Here is a 17,673-nt window from a genome sequence, read left to right as displayed (position 1 = left end):
CCTCACCGGACGTCCGCTCGCGTGGCGGTGGTGTCCCCGGCGGCGCAGACTGGCCCTGACCGGCGGCACTCGGGAAGGGCCAGGAGCGATGGGTGACTACGTCGAGCTTCCCGGCGTCAGGACGTGGTACGAGACCGAGGGGGACCCCGGCCACGAGCCTCTGCTCCTGCTGCACGGCGGTTTCTGCACGAACGAGACCTGGGCGGCCCAGCGCGCCGATCTGGCGGCGGAGTACCACGTCTTCCTGCCCGAGCGGCGCGGTCACGGGCGCACTCCCGACGTCCCGGGGCCGCTGACGTACCTCGACATGGCCGCGGACACAGCGGACTTCGTCGAGACGATGGTCGGCGGGCCCGCGCACCTGGTCGGCTGGAGCGACGGCGGGATCGTCGCCCTGCTGGTCGCCCTGCGCCGTCCCGACGTGGTCCGCAAGGTGGTGGCGATCGGTGCCAACTGGCGGCCGACGCCGGAGTGCGTGGCGGCGCCGTGGCTGCTCGACCACATGACGGCGGACGGCCCGGAGATGGCGCCGTTCCGTGAGATGTACGCGGCCGTGTCGCCGGACGGGGCCGGGCACTGGCCGGTCGTCGCCGGAAAGCTGCTGGAGGAGTACGGCAGGGCGCCGGATCTGTCCACGGAGGAGCTGGCCCGGATCGAGGCGCCCACGCTGGTGCTGGTGGGGGACGACGACATGGTCACCCTGGAGCACACGATCGCGCTGTACCGTGCGCTCCCGCGTGGCGAGCTGGCCGTGGTCCCCGGGGCCTCCCACATGGCCCCGATGGAGAAGCCGGCCGTGGTCAACCGGGCGGTGCTCGACTTCCTCGGCGCCGGGCCCGCCGAGACGATGTTCCCGGTCCGGCGGGCCGTGGCGGCGGGTGGCGCGACCGCCTGATCCGGGCCGGGCCCTACTGGGCCGAGGCCGTCAGGTCTCCGCGCCGGGGCGCCGCGAATCCCTCCAGGTCGGCACGGGTGAGGCCGGTGAGGCGGGCGACCTCGGCGATGTCGAGGGCGCCGCAGTCCAGGCCGCGCAGGAGATGGCCGGCGAGGGCCTTGGCGGTGGCGGGCTCGTCCATGACGTCCCCGTCGACGTGACCGGCGTACCGGGCGAGGCGGGCGGCGGCCTGCTCGAAGTCCTCGCGGTAGAAGGCGAACACGGCGGCGTAGCGGGTGGGGATGTGGCCCGGGTGCATGTCCCAGCCCTGGTAGTAGGCACGGGCGAGGGCACGGCGGGTGAGGCCGTAGTGCAGGCGCCAGGCGTCGTGGACCTTCTCGGTCGGGCCGACCGGCAGGACGTTGGTGGAGCCGTCGCAGACGCGTACGCCGGTGCCCGCGGCGGCGACCTGCATGACCGCCTTGGCGTGGTCGGCGGCCGGGTGGTCGGCGGCCTGGTGGGCGGCGGAGACGCCGAGGCAGGCGCTGTAGTCGAAGGTGCCGTAGTGCAGGCCGGTGGCGCGGCCCTCGGCGGCCTGGATCATCCGGGCCACGGTGGCGGTGCCGTCGGCGGCGAGGATGGACTGGCTGGTCTCGATCTGGATCTCGAAGCCGAGCCGGCCGGGCTCCAGGGAGTGCGCCTTCTCGAAGGCGTCCAGGAGCCGGACCATGGCGGTGACCTGCTCGGGGTAGGTGACCTTGGGCAGGGTCAGGACGAGCCCGTCGGGGAGGCCGCCGGAGCGCACGAGGCCGGTGAGGAAGATGTCCAGGGTGCGGATGCCGCGGTCGCGTACGGGCGCCTCCATGCACTTCATGCGGATGCCCATGCAGGGGGCCGCCGTGCCGTTCTCGTACGCCTCGGCGATCAGGCGGGCGGCGCGGGCGGCGTCCCGGTCCTCGTCCCGGCCCCTGTAGCCGTCCTCGAAGTCGACGCGCAGGTCCTCGATCGGCTCGCGCTCCAGCTTGGCGCGCACACGGGAGTACACCGGCTCGGCCAGTTCCCCGGGGAGGCCGAGGACGGCGGCGAAGGAGGCCGCGTCGGGGGCGTGCTCGTCGAGGGCGGCGAGGGCCTGGTCGCCCCAGGAGCGGACGGTGCCGGCGGCGAAGGCGTCACCGGGGACGTAGACCGTGTGGACGGGCTGGCGGGTGCCGGGGTCTCCGGGGTAGAGGCGCTCCAGTGCGGCGTCCACCTCGGCGAGGGAGGCGCCGATCTCCTCGCTGACGGTGCCCGCGAGACTCGTCGCCACCTTCTCCTGCTGGCCCTGACCCATCCCACACCCTCCAATTTTCCGCTCTACGGAATCAACAATCCGTAGAATGAAGTTATCCGGGGAGATCGCGCCGGTCAACACCCTCAGTACAGCACCGGGGACAGGGCGAGGCCCCCGTGACCGGTGCGGGTCACGGGGGCCTCGTACAGCGGGTGCCGACCGGAGGATCAGCCCTTGCGGGTCTTGATCTCCTCGGTGAGCTGCGGGACGACGTCGAACAGGTCGCCGACGACGCCGTAGTCGACCAGGTCGAAGATCGGGGCCTCGGCGTCCTTGTTGACGGCCACGATGGTCTTCGAGGTCTGCATGCCGGCGCGGTGCTGGATCGCGCCGGAGATGCCGTTGGCGATGTACAGCTGCGGCGAGACCGACTTGCCGGTCTGGCCGACCTGGTTGGTGTGCGGGTACCAGCCGGCGTCGACGGCGGCACGCGAGGCGCCGACGGCCGCGCCGAGGGAGTCGGCGAGCGCCTCGATGACCGCGAAGTTCTCCGCGCCGTTGACGCCACGGCCGCCGGAGACGACGATCGCGGCCTCGGTCAGCTCCGGGCGGCCCGTCGACTCGCGCGGGGTGCGCGCGGTGACCTTGGTGCCGGTCGCCTTGTCGGAGAAGGACACGGCCAGCGCCTCGACCGCGCCGGCGGCCGGGGCGGCCTCCACGGCGGCCGAGTTCGGCTTGACCGTGATGACCGGGGTGCCCTTGGAGACACGGGACTTGGTGGTGAAGGACGCGGCGAACACCGACTGGGTGGCCACCGGGCCCTCGTCGCCGGCCTCGAGGTCGACGGCGTCGGTGATGATGCCGGAGCCGATGCGCAGCGCCAGACGGGCGGCGATCTCCTTGCCCTCGGCGGAGGACGGCACCAGCACGGCGGCCGGGGAGACCGCCTCGACGGCGGCCTGGAGGGCCTCCACCTTCGGGACGACCAGGTAGTCGGCGTACTCGGACGCGTCGTGGGTGAGGACCTTGACCGCGCCGTGCTCGGCGAGGGCGGCGGCGGTGTCGGCGGCGCCGGCACCCAGCGCGACGGCGACGGGCTCGCCGATGCGGCGGGCCAGGGTCAGCAGCTCGAGGGTCGGCTTGCGGACGGCACCGTCCACGTGGTCGACGTAGACGAGGACTTCAGCCATGGGATTGCTCTCCTGCGTAACGAAGTTGAGGGGCGGTCAGCGGCTCGGGGGGCCTTTAGATGAACTTCTGGCCCGCGAGGAACTCAGCGAGCTGCTTGCCGCCCTCACCCTCGTCCTTGACGATGGTGCCGGCCGTACGGGCCGGACGCGCGGCCGCGGAGTCGACCGCGGTCCAGGCGTTCTCCAGGCCGACCTCGTCGGCGTCGATGTCCAGGTCGGACAGGTCCCAGGACTGGACCGGCTTCTTCTTGGCGGCCATGATGCCCTTGAAGGACGGGTAACGCGCCTCGCCGGACTGGTCGGTGACCGACACCACGGCCGGGAGGGACGCCTCCAGCTGCTCCGAGGCGGCGTCGCCGTCACGGCGGCCCTTGACGGTGCCGTCCTCGACGGAGACCTCGGACAGCAGGGTCACCTGCGGGACGCCCAGGCGCTCGGCCAGCAGGGCCGGGACGACGCCCATGGTGCCGTCGGTGGAGGCCATGCCGGAGACGACCAGGTCGAAGCCGGCCTTCTCGATCGCCTTGGCCAGCACCAGCGAGGTGCCGATCGCGTCGGTGCCCTCCAGGTCCTCGTCCTCGACGTGGATCGCCTTGTCGGCACCCATCGAAAGGGCCTTGCGCAGGGCGTCCTTGGCGTCCTCCGGGCCGACCGTCAGCACGGTGACCTCGACGTCGTCGTCCGAGTTCTCGGAGATCTGGAGCGCCTGCTCGACGGCGTACTCGTCCAGCTCGGAGAGCAGGCCGTCCACGTCGTCGCGGTCGACGGTCAGGTCATCGGCGAAGTGCCGGTCGCCAGTGGCGTCGGGCACGTACTTCACAGTGACAACGATCCTCAAGCTCACGCCGGCTCTCCTACTGCATCGTCATTTTTCGGCTGCCTCTTGCAGGCAGCATAGGCGCCACAAGCGGCCGATCCCGATCGGGGCGATCCGGCGCTCCGACCGAAATATTACTCGTCAGTACACCCAGTTCCTGCCCGCTAAGCAAGCGCTTTGAACTGTGACCTTCGCAACGCAGCGTAACCGGAATCGGACCGTGCCGCAGAAGAGGGGGGCGTGATCAATCCCGCAGGGCGGTGAACCGGCCCTGGTGGTAGAGGAGCGGGCGGCCGGCGCCCGAGGAGTCACCGAGGAGGACCTCGGCCAGCACGATGCGGTGGTCGCCTGCGGGCACCCGGCCGACGACCCGGCCGACCAGCCAGGCGGGCACGCCGCCGAGGACGGGCACACCCTCGGGGCCCTCGCGCCAGACGGTCTGCGGGCCGAAGCGGTCGGCGCCGCTGCGCGCGAAGACGGCGGCGAGCTCCTGCTGGTGCTCGCCGAGTATGTGCACGCCCACATGCTCCGCCTCGGAGACGGCGGGCCAGCTGGAGGCGCCCGTGCCGATGCCGAAGGAGATCATCGGGGGCTCGGCGGAGACCGAGGTGAGGGAGGTGGCGGTGAAGCCGACCGGGCCGGCGGGGCCGCGTGCGGTGATCACCGCGACACCCGCCGCGTGCCGGCGGAAGACGGAGCGAAGCAGGTCGGGCGAGGCGAGGCGAGCGGTACCGAGGTCGGAGACGGCTGTCATGGAGTTGTCCTTCTGGCGGAGGGGACGAGCGGGTCGCGGAGGCTCAGCGACCCGGACAGCGCGCGCTCGCGGTGCGGGCCAGGTCGATGTGCACCCGCCCGTAGAGAAGGAGTTCCGAAGGCATGAAGGTCAGGCTGACGACAGGTGGTACGCCCAGTCAAGTACGTCCCGGGATGTGGGAGCAGCCTCACCAGGGGAATCACCGGCGGAATCACCCGGGCCTCACCGCCCGCCGACCGCCTCCCCCAGCGCCGCGATGACGTCCGCCCTGCGCGGCTGCCCGGCGGCGCGCCGGACCACACGGCCGTCCGCGTCGAGGACGAGCACCGTGGGCGTCCTGAGGACGCCGAGCGCGCGGACCAGTTCGAGGCGGTCCTCCGCGTCGATCTCGACGTGGGTGACGCCGGGCACCATGGCGGCCACCTCGCCGAGCACCCTGCGGGTGGCCCGGCAGGGGGCGCAGAAGGCACTGGAGAACTGCACCAGCGTGGCGCGCCCGCCCAGTTCCCCGCCCAGCTCGGCCGCACCGAGCCGCTCGCCCTCGTCGTGCCCGCGCACCCGTCTCTCCCGTTCCGCCGCCGACGCGGCACTCCGCAGGCGCCCGACGCCACGGGCGCACATCTGCCGTCCCCGGCTCAAGCGTCCACGGGGCCGCGAAGATTCCCGCCGCCTTCCCCGGCCCGGTGTTCGTCTACCACCCGAGGGGCGAGATGCGCCTGCTCCTGCGGAGGCTGACGGTACGCCCGGAGTAAAGGAATCTTAAAAGCCCGAGGTGGATCAAGGGGCGACGTGACGAGAATCTCGCCCGGGACGGGCACGCGGGCTGGCTCCCCACGCGTTCTTCGGGCACGATCTGCGGCAGGTCGTAAACCTACGGCTGCGTAACTTTCCCGCCGGGAGCCCCTTTCCCAGGCAGAGCAGAAAGGGTCCGCCCCACCCATGGCAGAGCTCGTGTACCGTCCCGTCGTCGGCATGGCCCTGACCTTGTTCAAGGCATGGGACCTGAAGATCGACTGCAAGGGCTCGGAGAACATCCCCCGCTCCGGCGGTGCCGTGCTGGTGAGCAATCACATCAGCTACCTCGACTTCATCTTCAACGGCATGGCCGCGCTCCCGCAGAAGCGGCTCGTACGCTTCATGGCCAAGGAGTCGGTCTTCCGCCACAAGGTCTCGGGTCCGCTGATGCGCGGCATGAAGCACATCCCGGTGGACCGCGCCCAGGGCGAGGAGGCGTACCAGCACGCGCTGCGGTCGCTGCGCTCCGGCGAGGTGGTCGGCGTGTTCCCCGAGGCCACGATCTCGCAGTCGTTCACCCTCAAGAGCTTCAAGTCCGGTGCCGCGCGCATGGCCCAGGAGGCGGGCGTACCGCTGATCCCGATGGCCGTGTGGGGCACGCAGCGGCTGTGGACCAAGGGGCACCCGCGCAACTTCAGGCGCAGCCACACCCCGATCACCATCCGGGTGGGCGAGGCGATCGAGGCGTCCAGGGACAAGTACGCCGGCGCGATCACCCGTCAGGTGCGCGAGCGGGTGCAGGAGCTCCTCGACGCCGCCCAGCGCGCCTACCCGGCCCGCCCCAAGGGCCCGGAGGACAGCTGGTGGCTGCCCGCCCACCTGGGCGGCACCGCGCCGACGCCCGAAGAGGTGAAGGCGGCCGAGGCTCGCTGACCCCGCGTCCGCCGCCGCCGCGGGCGGCCGGTAGGGTCCCGGCGGTAACCGGACAGCCTGCCGGGCTGTCGTCCGCCGACAGGGCTACGGGGGCTGTTCGATGCGGCGTTGGGTCAAGGCGGCGGTGACGGCCGCGGCCGTCGTGGGCATGGGCGGGTGGATCGCACAGCCGTACGTCCAGGACTGGATGCTGCTGAGAAGCGCGTGCGGGGGCGCCCTGCCCGCCGACGCGGTGCGCGAACTCGCCGTCGACGGCTCGCACTTCACCGGGGCGGACTCCGCCACGCACGAGCGGCTGGGCTCCTACCACTGCTCCCTGACGTTCGAGGGCGACGAGGTCGACAGCGATCTGCTGCTGACGGCCGAGGCGTACACCCGGCGGGACGACCAGGACCGGGAGTTCAGGAGCCTCTTCGAGGACCGGGGCTTCTCGCCGACCGCGGCGCTGCCCGGGGGGCTGCCGGGCTTCGTCGACCGGTTCGGCAGCATCCGGTTCCTGGTGCCCTGCCCCGGGCTGGGCCGCGACGACGACGGGCGCCGGCGCAGGATGCTGGTGCGCACCGCGTTCGGCCGGGACGCCGCCGCGGGGCAGCCCGCCGCCTACGAGACGGCCGTCGCCCTGGTCGACGCCGCCTCCGACCGGCTGGGCTGCGGCGCCGAACCGCTGCGCGTGCCGAAGGGCGACGACGGTCCCCCGGCCCCCGAGGACGACCCGCGCACGGTGCCCTTCGGGGAGGCGGACGGCGCCTGCGCCCGCGCGCTGGGTCCCGTCCTGCCGAGGCCGTCCGAGTGGCGGCTGGCGGACCGCCTCGGCGACGCCGCGCCGACGGGCCGCTGCGATCTGAGCACCGGCGAGGAGGACGAGAACGGCGGCGAGGCGCCGGGCATGACGTTCGCCGTCTGGTACGGCGACTGGAGCAGCCGTCTGATCAGGTACGACGGCGTGCCGCGCACCGGGACGGCGACCGCCCGCTGCGACGGCGAGACCGCGAGTTTCGCCCTGTCCGCCTCGAAGGACGTCCCGGGCGTCGGCAGGGCGGAGCAGCGGGAGCTGCTGGAGGCGTTCGCGACGGAGCAGATGCGGCGGCGGGGCTGCACGGACCTGCGGGTGACCGGCTGAGCCGACGCCGGTCAGAACCTCATCCACAGCCCCCGCACATAGGCGTCGTCGATGATCTGCCGCATGGCCGCGGCGCGTTCGTCCGGTACGGCGCGCTGCCGCGCCCAGGCGTCGAACGTGGTGAACATCTGGTGCCGGCCGTCCGTCAGGTCGCCCCGGACCGGCCCGGACACCGGGCGGGCGGCGACGGCGGCCATCGGCGGACGGGCCGTGACCCGGCGCGGGGCGGCCAGGTAGGCGCCCCGGGTGTGCCGGCGCACGGTCCCGTCGTAGGCGGCGAGATCGCCGGTCGTGCCCTCCCTGGCGTGGGCGGCCCGGTGCTTCATCAGGTTGCCGATGCGCTCGGCGATGTCCTCCAGGTCGTTGTCCGGCCAGGTCGTCGCGGTCCTGGCGTACTCGCTCTTCTCCTTCGGATCGGGCCGGAAGCCGGGGTCGCCGCCCTGGCGGGTGAGGCGCTCCAGGTAGTGGGCGAGGTAGGCGCGTTCGGCGTCGTAGAGGATCGCGAACGCCTCGGGGTCCTCGGCGAGTTCCGCCACGAGCTGTTCCGGGTCGGCCTCGGCGTCGCCGTAGGGCTGCTCGTACTCGAAGTCCGCGTGGGCCTCGCCGGGCGCGAGGAAGCGGCCGTACGGTGTCCAGCCCAGCGGGTCCGGCGCCGCCGCCCCGGCCGGGACCGCAGGGCCTTCGGCCTGGTCGCTGTGCGCGAGGTAGCGGGCCTCGTCGACGACGTAGTCGGCGAGCATCCGGGCGATCCCGGGGGCCATGCCGCCGGGCAGGTCGGCGCCGTCCAGCGCGGCGGCGACCCCGTAGGCGGCGCGGGCCTGGGCCAGGGTGTGCGGGGTGCCGGGGCCGGACGCCAGGGTGGCGGCCTCGACGGCCTCGCCCAGCACCTTCGCGCCGTCGCCGCAGGGGTTGTCGTACCGCAGGACGGCGCGCACGGCGTCCATCCGGGACAGGTCGTCGCCGGGGTCGAGCGCACGGGTCGCCGCCGCGGGGTCGGCGGCGAGGGCGCGGGTGGCCGCGGGGATCTCCCGGCAGGGCTCGTCCTCGTTCCCGGCGAGCGCGAGGGGGACGGCGGTGCCTGCGGCGAGCAGGGCGAGGACCCCGGCCGAGACGGGCAGACGGTGCCGGCGGAGCCGGGCCCACCGGCCGCCCCGCCCGTCCGTGGCCGCTGTCGCCGTGTCCTGTGCCGCTCCCCCGTCAGTCATGCGGTGACCCTAGCGGGGCGCGGGACCGGCCCGGTGCCGGGGGCCGGTGACCGTCACCGTGAGCCGGTCGCGCGCTTCCCCGCCGCCTCCGGGGCGCGGGGAGGCGCACGATCGATCGGCCATGGACCGCCGGCGGGCGGTGACGGCCGGCGGGCGGCCCCGTGCCCGTCCGGGCGCGGCCGCGCCGCCGGATCAGGCGCGTGCCGGCGCGGCCGGGTGCACGGTGACGTCGGCGCCGGGGCTGAACTTCTCCAGCAGGCCGGCGAGTTCCGCCGCGGCGGACTCCGCCTCGGCGACCGGCATCGGGGCCAGGGTCTCCAGCAGGAAGACGCCGGAGACCGTCCGTTCGGTGAGGCGGGTACGGGGACCCTGGCGCCAGTTCCAGCGACGGCAGGTGACACCGGTGTCGTCGCGCCAGACCACCTCGCCCGGGTCGGGGTGCTCGACGGTCTCCTCGCCGCCGGAGGCCGTCACGAACTCCTCGTCGCCACGCGCCCGCACCAGACGCATGCCGCCCCGGACATGGTCGATGTCCTCGCCGCCGACCGGGATCAGGCGGGCCGTGCTGACGGCGTTGTAGAGGTCCACGAGGACGTTGATGCGCGGCAGCCCGGCTTCGGACAGCGCGCGCCTGGCCAGTGCCTCCGCGGAGTTGCGGGTGCGTGAGGGCTTGGACCCGAAGGCCGTGTAGGTCTCGCGCCAGGCCGCCATGTGCGGGTCCTCGTGCGGTGCCCGCCCGTCCAGACGTACGGCCAGCCGGTGCGCGGCCTCGTCCAGGAGCCGTGCGCTCTCCTCGGTGCTGGGCCCGTTGGTGAGGCCGTGCGCCTCCACGGCGACATGGGTGAAGCCGGGTGCGAGGGCGCGCACCTCGTCGGACACGGTCAGGGAGAGGGTCATCGCCGGGCCTCAGAGTGTGGTGGGGAGCGTCTTCCAGAGGTACTGCCGGTCGGGGGCGGTCCGGAGGGCCTGCACGACCACCGGGTGAGGTTCAGCATACAGGACCGGATAGTCCACCTCATTGGACTCCGGGTCGACCGGGAAGGCCAGCCGTTCGCCGTCGAGGGAGAACCGCGCGTCCACGCCCGGCTTGTTGCCGCGCGGATCCTGGCGGTGCCAGGATCCGTCGAGGCGGACGGCGACGAGCCCGTGCACACAGTGACCCGAGCCGTCGTCCCGCAGCCGCTGGTAGCACAGCGCGGTCGGGATGTCCTCCGCCCGCAGCAGCGCGGCCAGCGCGTGGGACTTGGCGTAGCAGATGCCCGTCCTCAGCGCGATGACGTCGGAGGCACGCCAGGTCACGCGCGGGTCGCCGGCATCGGCGGAGTGCGGGATGGCGTCACGTACGTACTCGAAGGCCGCCCGCGCATAGTCATACGAGTCGGCGACCTCCGAGGCGAGGCGGGCCGCGGTTTCGCGCACCACCGGATGTTGATGGTCGATGACCTCGTCGGCGGCCAAGTATGCAGAAAGGTCGGGGGTGTTCTGGATCAGCTCCATGACGCCAGAGCATAGGAATGCGATCACCCGGTCGTCAATGACTTTCCGGGTGACCGCATATCTATGCATCACGGGGGAGGGCTCAGCGAGCCATCTCCTCCTTCAGCGCCGCGAGGAACGCGTCCACGTCCTCCTCGGTCGTGTCGAAGGAGCACATCCAGCGCACGACGCCTTCGCCCTCGTCCCAGAAGTAGAAGCGGAACCGCTTCTGCAGGCGCTCGCTCACGTCGTTCGGGAGCTTGGCGAAGACACCGTTGGCCTGCACCGGGTAGAGGATCTCCACGCCGTGCACGGCGCGCACGCCGTCGGCCAGGCGCTGGGCCATCTCGTTGGCGTGCCGGGCGTTGCGCAGCCACAGGTCCTTGGCGAGCAGGGCCTCCAGCTGCACCGAGACGAAGCGCATCTTGGAGGCGAGCTGCATGGACAGCTTGCGCAGGTGCTTCATCTTCCGCACCGCGTCCTGATCGATCACCACGACCGCCTCGCCGAACAGGGCGCCGTTCTTGGTGCCGCCCAGGGAGAGGATGTCGACGCCGGCCGCGTTGGTGAACGTCCGCATGGGCACGTTCAGCGAGGCGGCCGCGTTGGCTATGCGGGAGCCGTCCAGGTGCACCTTCATGCCGTGCGCGTGGGCGTGCTCGCAGATCGCGCGGATCTCGTCGGGCGTGTAGAGGGTGCCCAGCTCGGTGCTCTGGGTGATCGAGACGACCTGCGGCATCGCGCGGTGCTCGTCCTCCCAGCCCCATGCCTGCCGGTCGATCAGCTCGGGGGTGAGCTTGCCGTCCGGCGTGGGCACGGTGAGCAGCTTGAGGCCGCCCATCCGCTCCGGGGCGCCGCCTTCGTCGACGTTGATGTGCGCGCTCTCGGCGCAGATCACCGCGCCCCAGCGGTCGGTGACCGCCTGGAGCGCGACGACGTTGGCGCCGGTGCCGTTGAAGACCGGGAACGCCTCCGCCGTGGGACCGAAGTGGCTGCGGATGATCCCCTGGAGGTTCTCGGTGTAGTCGTCCTCGCCGTACGCCACCTGATGGCCGCCGTTGGCCAGCGCCAGGGCGGCCATCACCTCCGGATGCGCCCCGGCGTAGTTGTCGCTGGCGAAACCCCGGGTCCCGGGGTCGTGGCGGCGACGCGCGTCGGTCTTCGGCGGGTTCACGGCTTCTCGGTGAGCCACAGACGGTTTCCGTTCACTTCCGCGGCGGGCTTGTCCCAGACACCGACGACGGCCTCGGCGAGGTCCTTGACGTCCGTGAAGCCCGCGAACTTCGCGTTGGGCCGCTCGGCGCGCATCGCGTCGTGCACCAACGCCTTGACCACCAGGATCGCAGCAGCGGACGTCGGCCCCTGCTCGCCCCCGGCCTTGCGGAAGTAGTCGGCCATGGCGAGGGTCCATGCCTCGGCGGCCGCCTTGCCGGCGGCGTAGGCGGCGTTGCCCGCGGTCGGGGTGGTGGCGCCCGCCGCGCTGATCAGCACGTACCGGCCGCGGTCGCTGCGCTGGATCGCCTCGTGGAAGGCGAGCGAGGTGTGCTGCACGGTGCGGATGAGCAGCAGCTCCAGGAAGTCCCAGTCGTCGAGGCTGGTCTTGGTGAAGGTCTCGCTGCCGCGCCAGCCGCCGACGAGATGGACCAGGCCGTCGACGTGCCCGAACTCCTTCTCGGTGCGGGCGGCCCAGTCACGGGTGGACTGGAGGTCCAGCAGGTCGACCGTCTCACCGGTGACCGTGGCGCCGCCGGACGCGTACCGTGCCGCGTCCACGGCCTCGGCGAGACGCTCCGGGTCGTTGTCCGCGGCGACGACCGTCGCGCCCGCCTCGGCGAGCCTGAGCAGTGCCGCCCGGCCGGCGGGTCCACCCGCACCGGCCACCGCGATCACCGCACCGTTGAGAGCACCGTTCCCCATGTTCGTCCCCTTAAGAGCAGTGTTCTGGAGGCGGTCGCTCACGCGGCGATCCGCTCGGCTCCGTCCGCGGTGATCCCCTTGGTGGAGGCGATCACGTTCTTCAGCTTCTTGGACAGGGCCTCATAGAACATGCTCAGCGGAAACTCGTCGGGAAGCACGTCATCGACGAGCTTGCGCGGCGGCTGGTCCAGGTCCAGGGCCTCGGGACCCTTGGCCCACTTGGAGCCCGGGTGCGGGGAGAGGTACGTGGAGACCAGCTCGTAGCCGGCGAACCAGTGGACGAGCTTCGGGCGGTCGATGCCGTCGCGGTACAGCTTCTCGATGTCGGCGCACAGCTCGTTGGTGACCTGCGGGGCGCGCTGCCAGTCGATGAACAGCTTGTTGTCGGTCCAGCGGACGACGTCGTGCTTGTGCAGGTACGCGAAGAGCAGCTGGCCGCCGAGACCGTCGTAGTTGCGGTTGCGGTCGCCGGTGACCGGGAAGCGGAACATCCGGTCGAACAGCACGGCGTACTGCACGTCACGGGCCTGCGGGACGCCGTCGGCCTCCAGCTTCACGGCCTCCTTGAAGGCGGTGAGGTCGCAGCGCAGCTCCTCCAGGCCGTACATCCAGAACGGCTGGCGCTGCTTGATCATGAAGGGGTCGAACGGCAGGTCGCCGTGGCTGTGGGTGCGGTCGTGGACCATGTCCCACAGGACGAACGCCTCCTCGCAGCGCTTCTGGTCGTGGACCATCGCGGCGATGTCCTCGGGCAGCTCCAGGCCCAGGATGTCCACGGCGGCGTCGGTGACGCGGCGGAAGCGGGCGGCCTCGCGGTCGCAGAAGATGCCACCCCAGGTGAAACGTTCCGGCGCCTCACGGACGGCGATCGTCTCGGGGAAGAGCACGGCGGAGTTGGTGTCGTACCCGGCCGTGAAGTCCTCGAACTTGATGCCGCAGAACAGCGGGTTGTCGTAGCGGGTGCGCTCCAGCTCGGCCAGCCAGTCGGGCCAGACCATGCGCAGCACGACCGCCTCCAGGTTGCGGTCCGGGTTGCCGTTCTGCGTGTACATCGGGAAGACGACCAGGTGCTGGAGGCCGTCCGCGCGGCCCGCGGCGGGGTGGAAGGCCAGCAGCGAGTCGAGGAAGTCCGGGACCCCGAAGCCGTCCTCGGCCCAGCGCCGCAGGTCCTTGACCAGGGCCTCGTGGTACGCGGCGTCGTGCGCCAGCAGCGGCGACAGCTCCTGCACCGCCTCGGCCACCTGGTTCACAGCGGCCTCGGCCGCGGCCCGCTCCGGGGCGCCCTCCGCCTCGAAGTCGATCGAGCCGTCCTTGGACTGCCAGGGCCTGATCTGCTCCACGGCATCCTTGAGCCGGGGCCAGGCCGGGTGCTCGACCACCCTGCTCGCCGGAGGAACCTTCTCCCCCGAACCCACCTGCACAAGAATTTCCGTCATGTCCCATCCTCCACAGGAGAACCTCGCGTAAGGACACCGTAGGCATATGCGGTTTCCTCAAGCAAGGGGGGCCTCGGGAAATTATCCTGTCCGACCCCGGTCGTAACCGAAGGTTTTCCTGTCGGGCAGGTCGGGAAGGGATGCTTCCGCGCTTCCGTGCAGGTCCGGGTGCATCGGCGGCGCGGGCCATTAGGCTGCGGCCCCGACTGCCGTCGACGGAAGCGAGGTCTGCCTTGAACTTCCTCACCATCGGTCACCGCGGAGTCATGGGCGTCGAGCCCGAGAACACGCTCCGGTCCTTCGTCGCCGCCGAGCACGCCGGCCTCGACGTCATCGAGCTGGATCTGCATCTGAGCAAGGACGGCGCCCTCGTGGTCATCCACGACGAGGACGTGGACCGCACCACGGACGGCTCCGGCGCCGTGGCCGACAAGACCCTCGCCGAGCTGCGTGCCCTGGACGCCGGGCGCGGCGAGCGGATCCCGGTCTTCGAGGAGGTCCTGGACGCGGTGCGCTCACCGCTCCAGGCCGAGATCAAGGACGAGGCCGCGGCGCGGGCCCTGGCCGGGGTGCTGCGCGGGCGGAACCTCACGGACCGGGTGGAGGTCTCCTCGTTCCACGACGAGGCCGTCGCCGAGATCGCCCGCCTGGTGCCCGGCGTACGGACGGCGCTGATCGGCAGCCGCTACGGCACCGACATCGTCGACCGCGCGGTGGCGGCCGGGGCCGCCGGCGTCTGCCTGAACATCCGCAGGCTCACCCTGGAGGTGGTGGAGCGGGCACGCGAGGCGGACCTGCGGATCATCGGCTGGGTGGTCAACACCCAGGAGCACCTGCGGCTCGTACGGGCGCTGGAGCTGGACGGCGCGACCACCGACCACCCGGACATCAAACGCACCGGCCGCTTCACCGCCTGAGCACAGGTGCGGGCGTCACACCAGGGGCTTGACCAGCAGCTCGAACTGGAGATCGTCACGCTGCGGGACGCCGAAGCGCTCGTCGCCGTACGGGAACGGGGTCATCCGTCCCGTACGGCGGTAGCCGCGGCGTTCGTACCAGGCGATCAGGTCGTCCCGCACGGAGATCACGGTCATGTGCATCTCGGTCACACCCCAGGTCTCCCGGGCCCGCCGCTCCGCCTCCGCGATGATCACCTTGCCCAGCCCGGCGCCCTGGAGGCGGGGGCTGACCGCGAACATGCCGAAGTAGGCGTGGTCGCCGCGGTGTTCCAGCTGGCAGCACGCGACGACGGCGCCGTCGCGTTCGACCGTGAGCAGCCTGCTGTCCTCCGACTCGATCACCGCCAGCACGCCCTCGGGGTCCGTGCGCTGCCCCTGGAGGATGTCCGCCTCGGTGGTCCAGCCCGCCCGGCTGGCGTCACCCCGGTACGCCGACTCGATCAGCGCGACGAGGACGTCCACGTCGGCGTCGGTGGCATCGCGGAAGGTCGGTCCGGTGGCGGTGAGGGCGGATTCCATGGGCGCAACTCCCATCTGTGGCGCGGCTGGGGCAGGACGAGCCTAACCCCGCCGGTACGCTCCGCCGCATGGTGCACGTACTGAGCAGCCGCATCCTCCTACGCCCCCGCGACCCCGAGCGCTCCCGTGCCTTCTACGGCGAGACCCTGGGACTCGCCGTGTACCGCGAGTTCGGCACCGGCCCGGACCGCGGCACCGTCTACTTCCTCGGCGGCGGATTCCTGGAACTGTCCGGGCGCACCGGGGAGATGCCGTCCCCGGCGGTGCGGCTGTGGCTCCAGGTCGACGACGTGGCCGCGGCGCACGGGGAACTGCGCGACAAGGGCGTCGGCATCGCGCGGCCCCCGGTCACCGAGCCGTGGGGACTGGTCGAGATGTGGATCAGGGACCCGGACGGCACGGAGATCGTGCTGGTGGAGGTGCCGCGCGACCATCCCCTGCGCCACCGGCCGGGCCTGTGACACCTGCGGCCCGCTGACGCGGCGACGGGCCGCGCTCCGTCGAGTGCTCCCCGTGTACACCCTTGCGCTCGCGTACGCCCCGCACGGCCCGGGCATCGCTTCCGCTGGAGCGAGTGTCGAGCGGGGAGGTACGTGTGCACGGACCGGTGTCGCCCGGCTGGCTGCTCGTCGCGCTGTGCGCCGCGACCGGCGCGTACTGCCTGCTGCGCATGCGCAGCAGGGTCGAGGAGCAGCGCCGTACCGCGGGCACGGAGGCGCTCATGGGGTTCGGGATGGCCGCGATGGCCGTCCCCGCGACGGTGTTCACGCCCCCGCCGTGGGCCTGGCCCGGCTACGCCGCGCTCTTCGGCGGGGCGGCGCTGCACGCGCTGTGGACCGCGCGGGCCGACGCGCACCATCTGCATCATCTGGTGGGCGACGCGGCCATGGTGTACATGGCGGTCGCGATGGCCGCCTCCCCCGGCGGCCACGGCGGCTCCGGGGTGCCCGTGCTGACCGGTGCGCTGCTGCTGTACTTCACCGGCTACGTCCTCCTGTCCGGCGCCCGGCTCGTGCCCGTGTCCGTGCCCGGCGGCGCCGCTCCGGGCGGCGGCCGGGCGGTGGCCTGGGGGGACCGGCCCGAACTGGTGCGGGCCTGCCGGCTGTCGATGGGGATCGCGATGGTGGCGATGCTGCTGGCCCTGTGAACCCCGGCCGTACACGGCCGTGGTGTGCGTCACTTGGCGCTGCGGGCCGTACCGCGGGGCAGCCGGGCACTCATAGGGTGGCGGACATGATGGTCCCCGTGGCACTGCTGCTGCTCGGCGCCCTGACCGCCATGGCCGGACCCCGGATGCTGTCCCGGGCCGACTGGCCGGACCGTGAGCCGGTGGTGGCCCTGTGGGTGTGGCAGTGCGTGGTGGCGGCCGTGCTGCTGTGCTGCACGCTGTCGATGACGCTCAGCGCGGCGGCCGCCTGGCAGGCCGTGCGCGGCCATCTGTTCGCCCCCGCCCCGCGCCCCGTCGTGGAGGCGTACGCCCTCGGCGCGGCCGGTGGGCCCTGGGCCGCGGCCACCGCGGTCGCGCTCGCGCTGGCCGGGGTGTGGAGCGCGGCGATGCTGGTGCGTGAGGTCGTACGGGCGAGGGCGCGGCGCCGGCGGCGCCGGACCGAACTGCTGGTGCGGGCACCGCTGTTGCCCGGCGAGGAGTCCGCCGGCGGTCCGCTGGTGGTGCTGGAGGGCGAGCGGCCCGACGCCTGGTGGCTGCCGGGCCCGACGCCCCGCCTGGTGATCACCACCGCCGCCCTGCGCCGGCTGAAGGGGCGGCAGCTGGACGCCGTCGTCGCCCACGAGCAGGGACACGCCCAGGCCCGCCACGACTGGCTGCTGCACTGCTCGACCGCGCTCGCCTCGGGGTTCCCGCAGGTCCCGGTGTTCGCGGCGTTCCGCGACGAGATGCACCGGCTGGTGGAGCTGGCGGCCGACGACATGGCCTCGCGGCGGTTCGGCCGGCTCACCACCGCGCTGGCGCTGGTGGAACTCAACGAGGACCGGGGGGTGTTCGGCCCCTGCCCGACGGCGCGCGCGCAGGTGCCGCAGCGGGTGAACCGGCTGCTCACCCCGCCGGACCGCCTCACCGCGGCACACCGCCTGCGCCTGACGGCCACGGCCGCGCTGGTCCCGGCCCTGCCCGTCCTGGTCGCCCTCGTCCCGGGCCTGCGGGCGCTGGGCTGAGAGCGCTGGGCTGAGGGCTGTCGTCCGGATCGGGCCGGACAGGAAGGGCAGCCCCTTCCGGCCGGCCCCGGGCGGGCCCGGTGCGTGCGGCTGCGAGGCGGAGGAGGGCGTCGACGTGACGAGCCCCTCCGCACGGACGGAGCCGGACCGAGGGAGCCGGCGACCGACGGCAACGCCGCCGGAGCGGCCTCTCCGGGGAACACGCACCGGCCCTCACGCCGCCGGCAGGACCGGTCCGGAGACAGCTTCTGGGGCATCCGCACGCCTGCCTCACGGAGCGGCGGGAGCCCTTCCGC

19 protein-coding genes and 1 pseudogene are annotated in these 17,673 nt (G+C 72.6%); 7 read left to right on the top strand and 13 right to left on the bottom strand.

The genetic code is table 11. The annotated features are described in order from the left end of the window. Nucleotides 1-88 precede the first annotated feature (88 nt). A complete protein-coding gene (locus tag ACIQGV_RS07180; protein WP_402491690.1) occupies nucleotides 89-895 on the top strand; it encodes an alpha/beta fold hydrolase in 807 nt (268 codons plus the stop codon). 13 nt (nucleotides 896-908) lie between these two features. On the opposite strand, the gene ACIQGV_RS07175 is transcribed toward ACIQGV_RS07180, so the two are convergent. The 6 genes and pseudogenes from ACIQGV_RS07175 to ACIQGV_RS07150 all read right to left on the bottom strand — a co-directional run bounded on the left by ACIQGV_RS07175 (nucleotide 909) and on the right by ACIQGV_RS07150 (nucleotide 5,516). Beyond that, on the bottom strand, nucleotides 909-2,204 hold the full coding sequence (locus ACIQGV_RS07175; RefSeq protein WP_402491687.1) for a DUF6986 family protein: 1,296 nt from the start codon (nucleotides 2,202-2,204) through the stop codon (nucleotides 909-911). Nucleotides 2,205-2,371: 167 nt separating this feature from the next. Next, a complete protein-coding gene (locus tag ACIQGV_RS07170) occupies nucleotides 2,372-3,334 on the bottom strand; it encodes an electron transfer flavoprotein subunit alpha/FixB family protein (RefSeq protein WP_402491684.1) in 963 nt (320 codons plus the stop codon). A 55-nt stretch (nucleotides 3,335-3,389) separates the two neighbouring features. Then, complete coding sequence (locus ACIQGV_RS07165) at nucleotides 3,390-4,178, bottom strand: electron transfer flavoprotein subunit beta/FixA family protein (protein WP_402491681.1); 789 nt, start codon at nucleotides 4,176-4,178, stop codon at nucleotides 3,390-3,392. A 217-nt stretch (nucleotides 4,179-4,395) separates the two neighbouring features. After that, nucleotides 4,396-4,905 (bottom strand): flavin reductase family protein, encoded by a 510-nt coding sequence (locus tag ACIQGV_RS07160; RefSeq protein ID WP_402491679.1) that lies wholly within the window; start codon nucleotides 4,903-4,905, stop codon nucleotides 4,396-4,398. 43 nt (nucleotides 4,906-4,948) lie between these two features. Next, complete coding sequence (locus tag ACIQGV_RS07155; protein ID WP_402492404.1) at nucleotides 4,949-5,029, bottom strand: putative leader peptide; 81 nt, start codon at nucleotides 5,027-5,029, stop codon at nucleotides 4,949-4,951. Nucleotides 5,030-5,127: 98 nt separating this feature from the next. Further along, nucleotides 5,128-5,516, bottom strand: a pseudogene (locus ACIQGV_RS07150) (TlpA family protein disulfide reductase). 328 nt (nucleotides 5,517-5,844) lie between these two features. On the opposite strand from ACIQGV_RS07150, the gene ACIQGV_RS07145 reads away from it, so the two are divergent. Together ACIQGV_RS07145 and ACIQGV_RS07140 are read left to right on the top strand one after the other, a co-directional pair. Beyond that, entirely contained in the window at nucleotides 5,845-6,573 is a 729-nt protein-coding gene (locus ACIQGV_RS07145; RefSeq protein WP_402491676.1) for a lysophospholipid acyltransferase family protein, read from the top strand. Nucleotides 6,574-6,673: 100 nt separating this feature from the next. Further along, the gene (locus tag ACIQGV_RS07140) at nucleotides 6,674-7,693 is read left to right on the top strand and encodes a hypothetical protein (RefSeq protein ID WP_402491673.1); all 1,020 of its coding nucleotides are present in this window, start codon (nucleotides 6,674-6,676) and stop codon (nucleotides 7,691-7,693) included. Between the two features lie 11 nt (nucleotides 7,694-7,704). On the opposite strand, the gene ACIQGV_RS07135 is transcribed toward ACIQGV_RS07140, so the two are convergent. The 6 genes from ACIQGV_RS07135 to ACIQGV_RS07110 all read right to left on the bottom strand — a co-directional run bounded on the left by ACIQGV_RS07135 (nucleotide 7,705) and on the right by ACIQGV_RS07110 (nucleotide 13,727). Further along, nucleotides 7,705-8,898, bottom strand: a complete 1,194-nt coding sequence (locus tag ACIQGV_RS07135; RefSeq protein ID WP_402491672.1) for a hypothetical protein — start codon at nucleotides 8,896-8,898, stop codon at nucleotides 7,705-7,707. A 192-nt stretch (nucleotides 8,899-9,090) separates the two neighbouring features. Next, complete coding sequence (locus ACIQGV_RS07130) at nucleotides 9,091-9,795, bottom strand: B3/4 domain-containing protein (protein ID WP_402491669.1); 705 nt, start codon at nucleotides 9,793-9,795, stop codon at nucleotides 9,091-9,093. Between the two features lie 9 nt (nucleotides 9,796-9,804). After that, nucleotides 9,805-10,395: a transglutaminase family protein gene (locus tag ACIQGV_RS07125; RefSeq protein WP_402491666.1), complete on the bottom strand. Its 591-nt coding sequence runs from the start codon at nucleotides 10,393-10,395 to the stop codon at nucleotides 9,805-9,807. A gap of 82 nt (nucleotides 10,396-10,477) precedes the next feature. Next, nucleotides 10,478-11,548 (bottom strand): threonine aldolase family protein, encoded by a 1,071-nt coding sequence (locus ACIQGV_RS07120; RefSeq protein ID WP_402491663.1) that lies wholly within the window; start codon nucleotides 11,546-11,548, stop codon nucleotides 10,478-10,480. Then, a complete protein-coding gene (locus ACIQGV_RS07115; RefSeq protein ID WP_402491660.1) occupies nucleotides 11,545-12,291 on the bottom strand; it encodes an SDR family NAD(P)-dependent oxidoreductase in 747 nt (248 codons plus the stop codon). Before ACIQGV_RS07115 ends, ACIQGV_RS07120 begins: the two co-directional genes overlap by 4 nt. A 38-nt stretch (nucleotides 12,292-12,329) precedes the next feature. Then, complete coding sequence (locus ACIQGV_RS07110) at nucleotides 12,330-13,727, bottom strand: DUF6421 family protein (protein WP_402491658.1); 1,398 nt, start codon at nucleotides 13,725-13,727, stop codon at nucleotides 12,330-12,332. Nucleotides 13,728-13,960: 233 nt separating this feature from the next. Here ACIQGV_RS07110 and ACIQGV_RS07105 point away from each other — a divergent pair, with 233 nt between their 5' ends. Next, the gene (locus ACIQGV_RS07105; RefSeq protein WP_402491655.1) at nucleotides 13,961-14,644 is read left to right on the top strand and encodes a glycerophosphodiester phosphodiesterase; all 684 of its coding nucleotides are present in this window, start codon (nucleotides 13,961-13,963) and stop codon (nucleotides 14,642-14,644) included. Between the two features lie 15 nt (nucleotides 14,645-14,659). Here ACIQGV_RS07105 and ACIQGV_RS07100 read toward each other — a convergent pair whose 3' ends face one another. Continuing rightward, a complete protein-coding gene (locus ACIQGV_RS07100; RefSeq protein ID WP_402491652.1) occupies nucleotides 14,660-15,205 on the bottom strand; it encodes a GNAT family N-acetyltransferase in 546 nt (181 codons plus the stop codon). A 68-nt stretch (nucleotides 15,206-15,273) separates the two neighbouring features. Between ACIQGV_RS07100 and ACIQGV_RS07095 the strand changes: the two genes are divergently transcribed. The 3 genes from ACIQGV_RS07095 (at nucleotide 15,274) to ACIQGV_RS07085 (ending at nucleotide 17,377) form a co-directional block, all read left to right on the top strand. Further along, nucleotides 15,274-15,666 (top strand): VOC family protein, encoded by a 393-nt coding sequence (locus ACIQGV_RS07095; RefSeq protein ID WP_402491649.1) that lies wholly within the window; start codon nucleotides 15,274-15,276, stop codon nucleotides 15,664-15,666. Between the two features lie 134 nt (nucleotides 15,667-15,800). Further along, nucleotides 15,801-16,352, top strand: coding sequence for a DUF5134 domain-containing protein (locus ACIQGV_RS07090; RefSeq protein ID WP_402491647.1), 552 nt, complete (start codon nucleotides 15,801-15,803; stop codon nucleotides 16,350-16,352). Between the two features lie 86 nt (nucleotides 16,353-16,438). Next, nucleotides 16,439-17,377 (top strand): M56 family metallopeptidase, encoded by a 939-nt coding sequence (locus tag ACIQGV_RS07085; protein ID WP_402491645.1) that lies wholly within the window; start codon nucleotides 16,439-16,441, stop codon nucleotides 17,375-17,377. Nucleotides 17,378-17,673 lie beyond the last annotated feature (296 nt).

Origin of the sequence: Streptomyces sp. NPDC093094 (genome assembly GCF_044754345.1) — a bacterium.
Lineage (GTDB): Bacteria > Actinomycetota > Actinomycetes > Streptomycetales > Streptomycetaceae > Streptomyces.
Note: the sequence above shows the minus strand (reverse complement) of the source record. Positions and strands in the feature narration are given on the sequence as shown.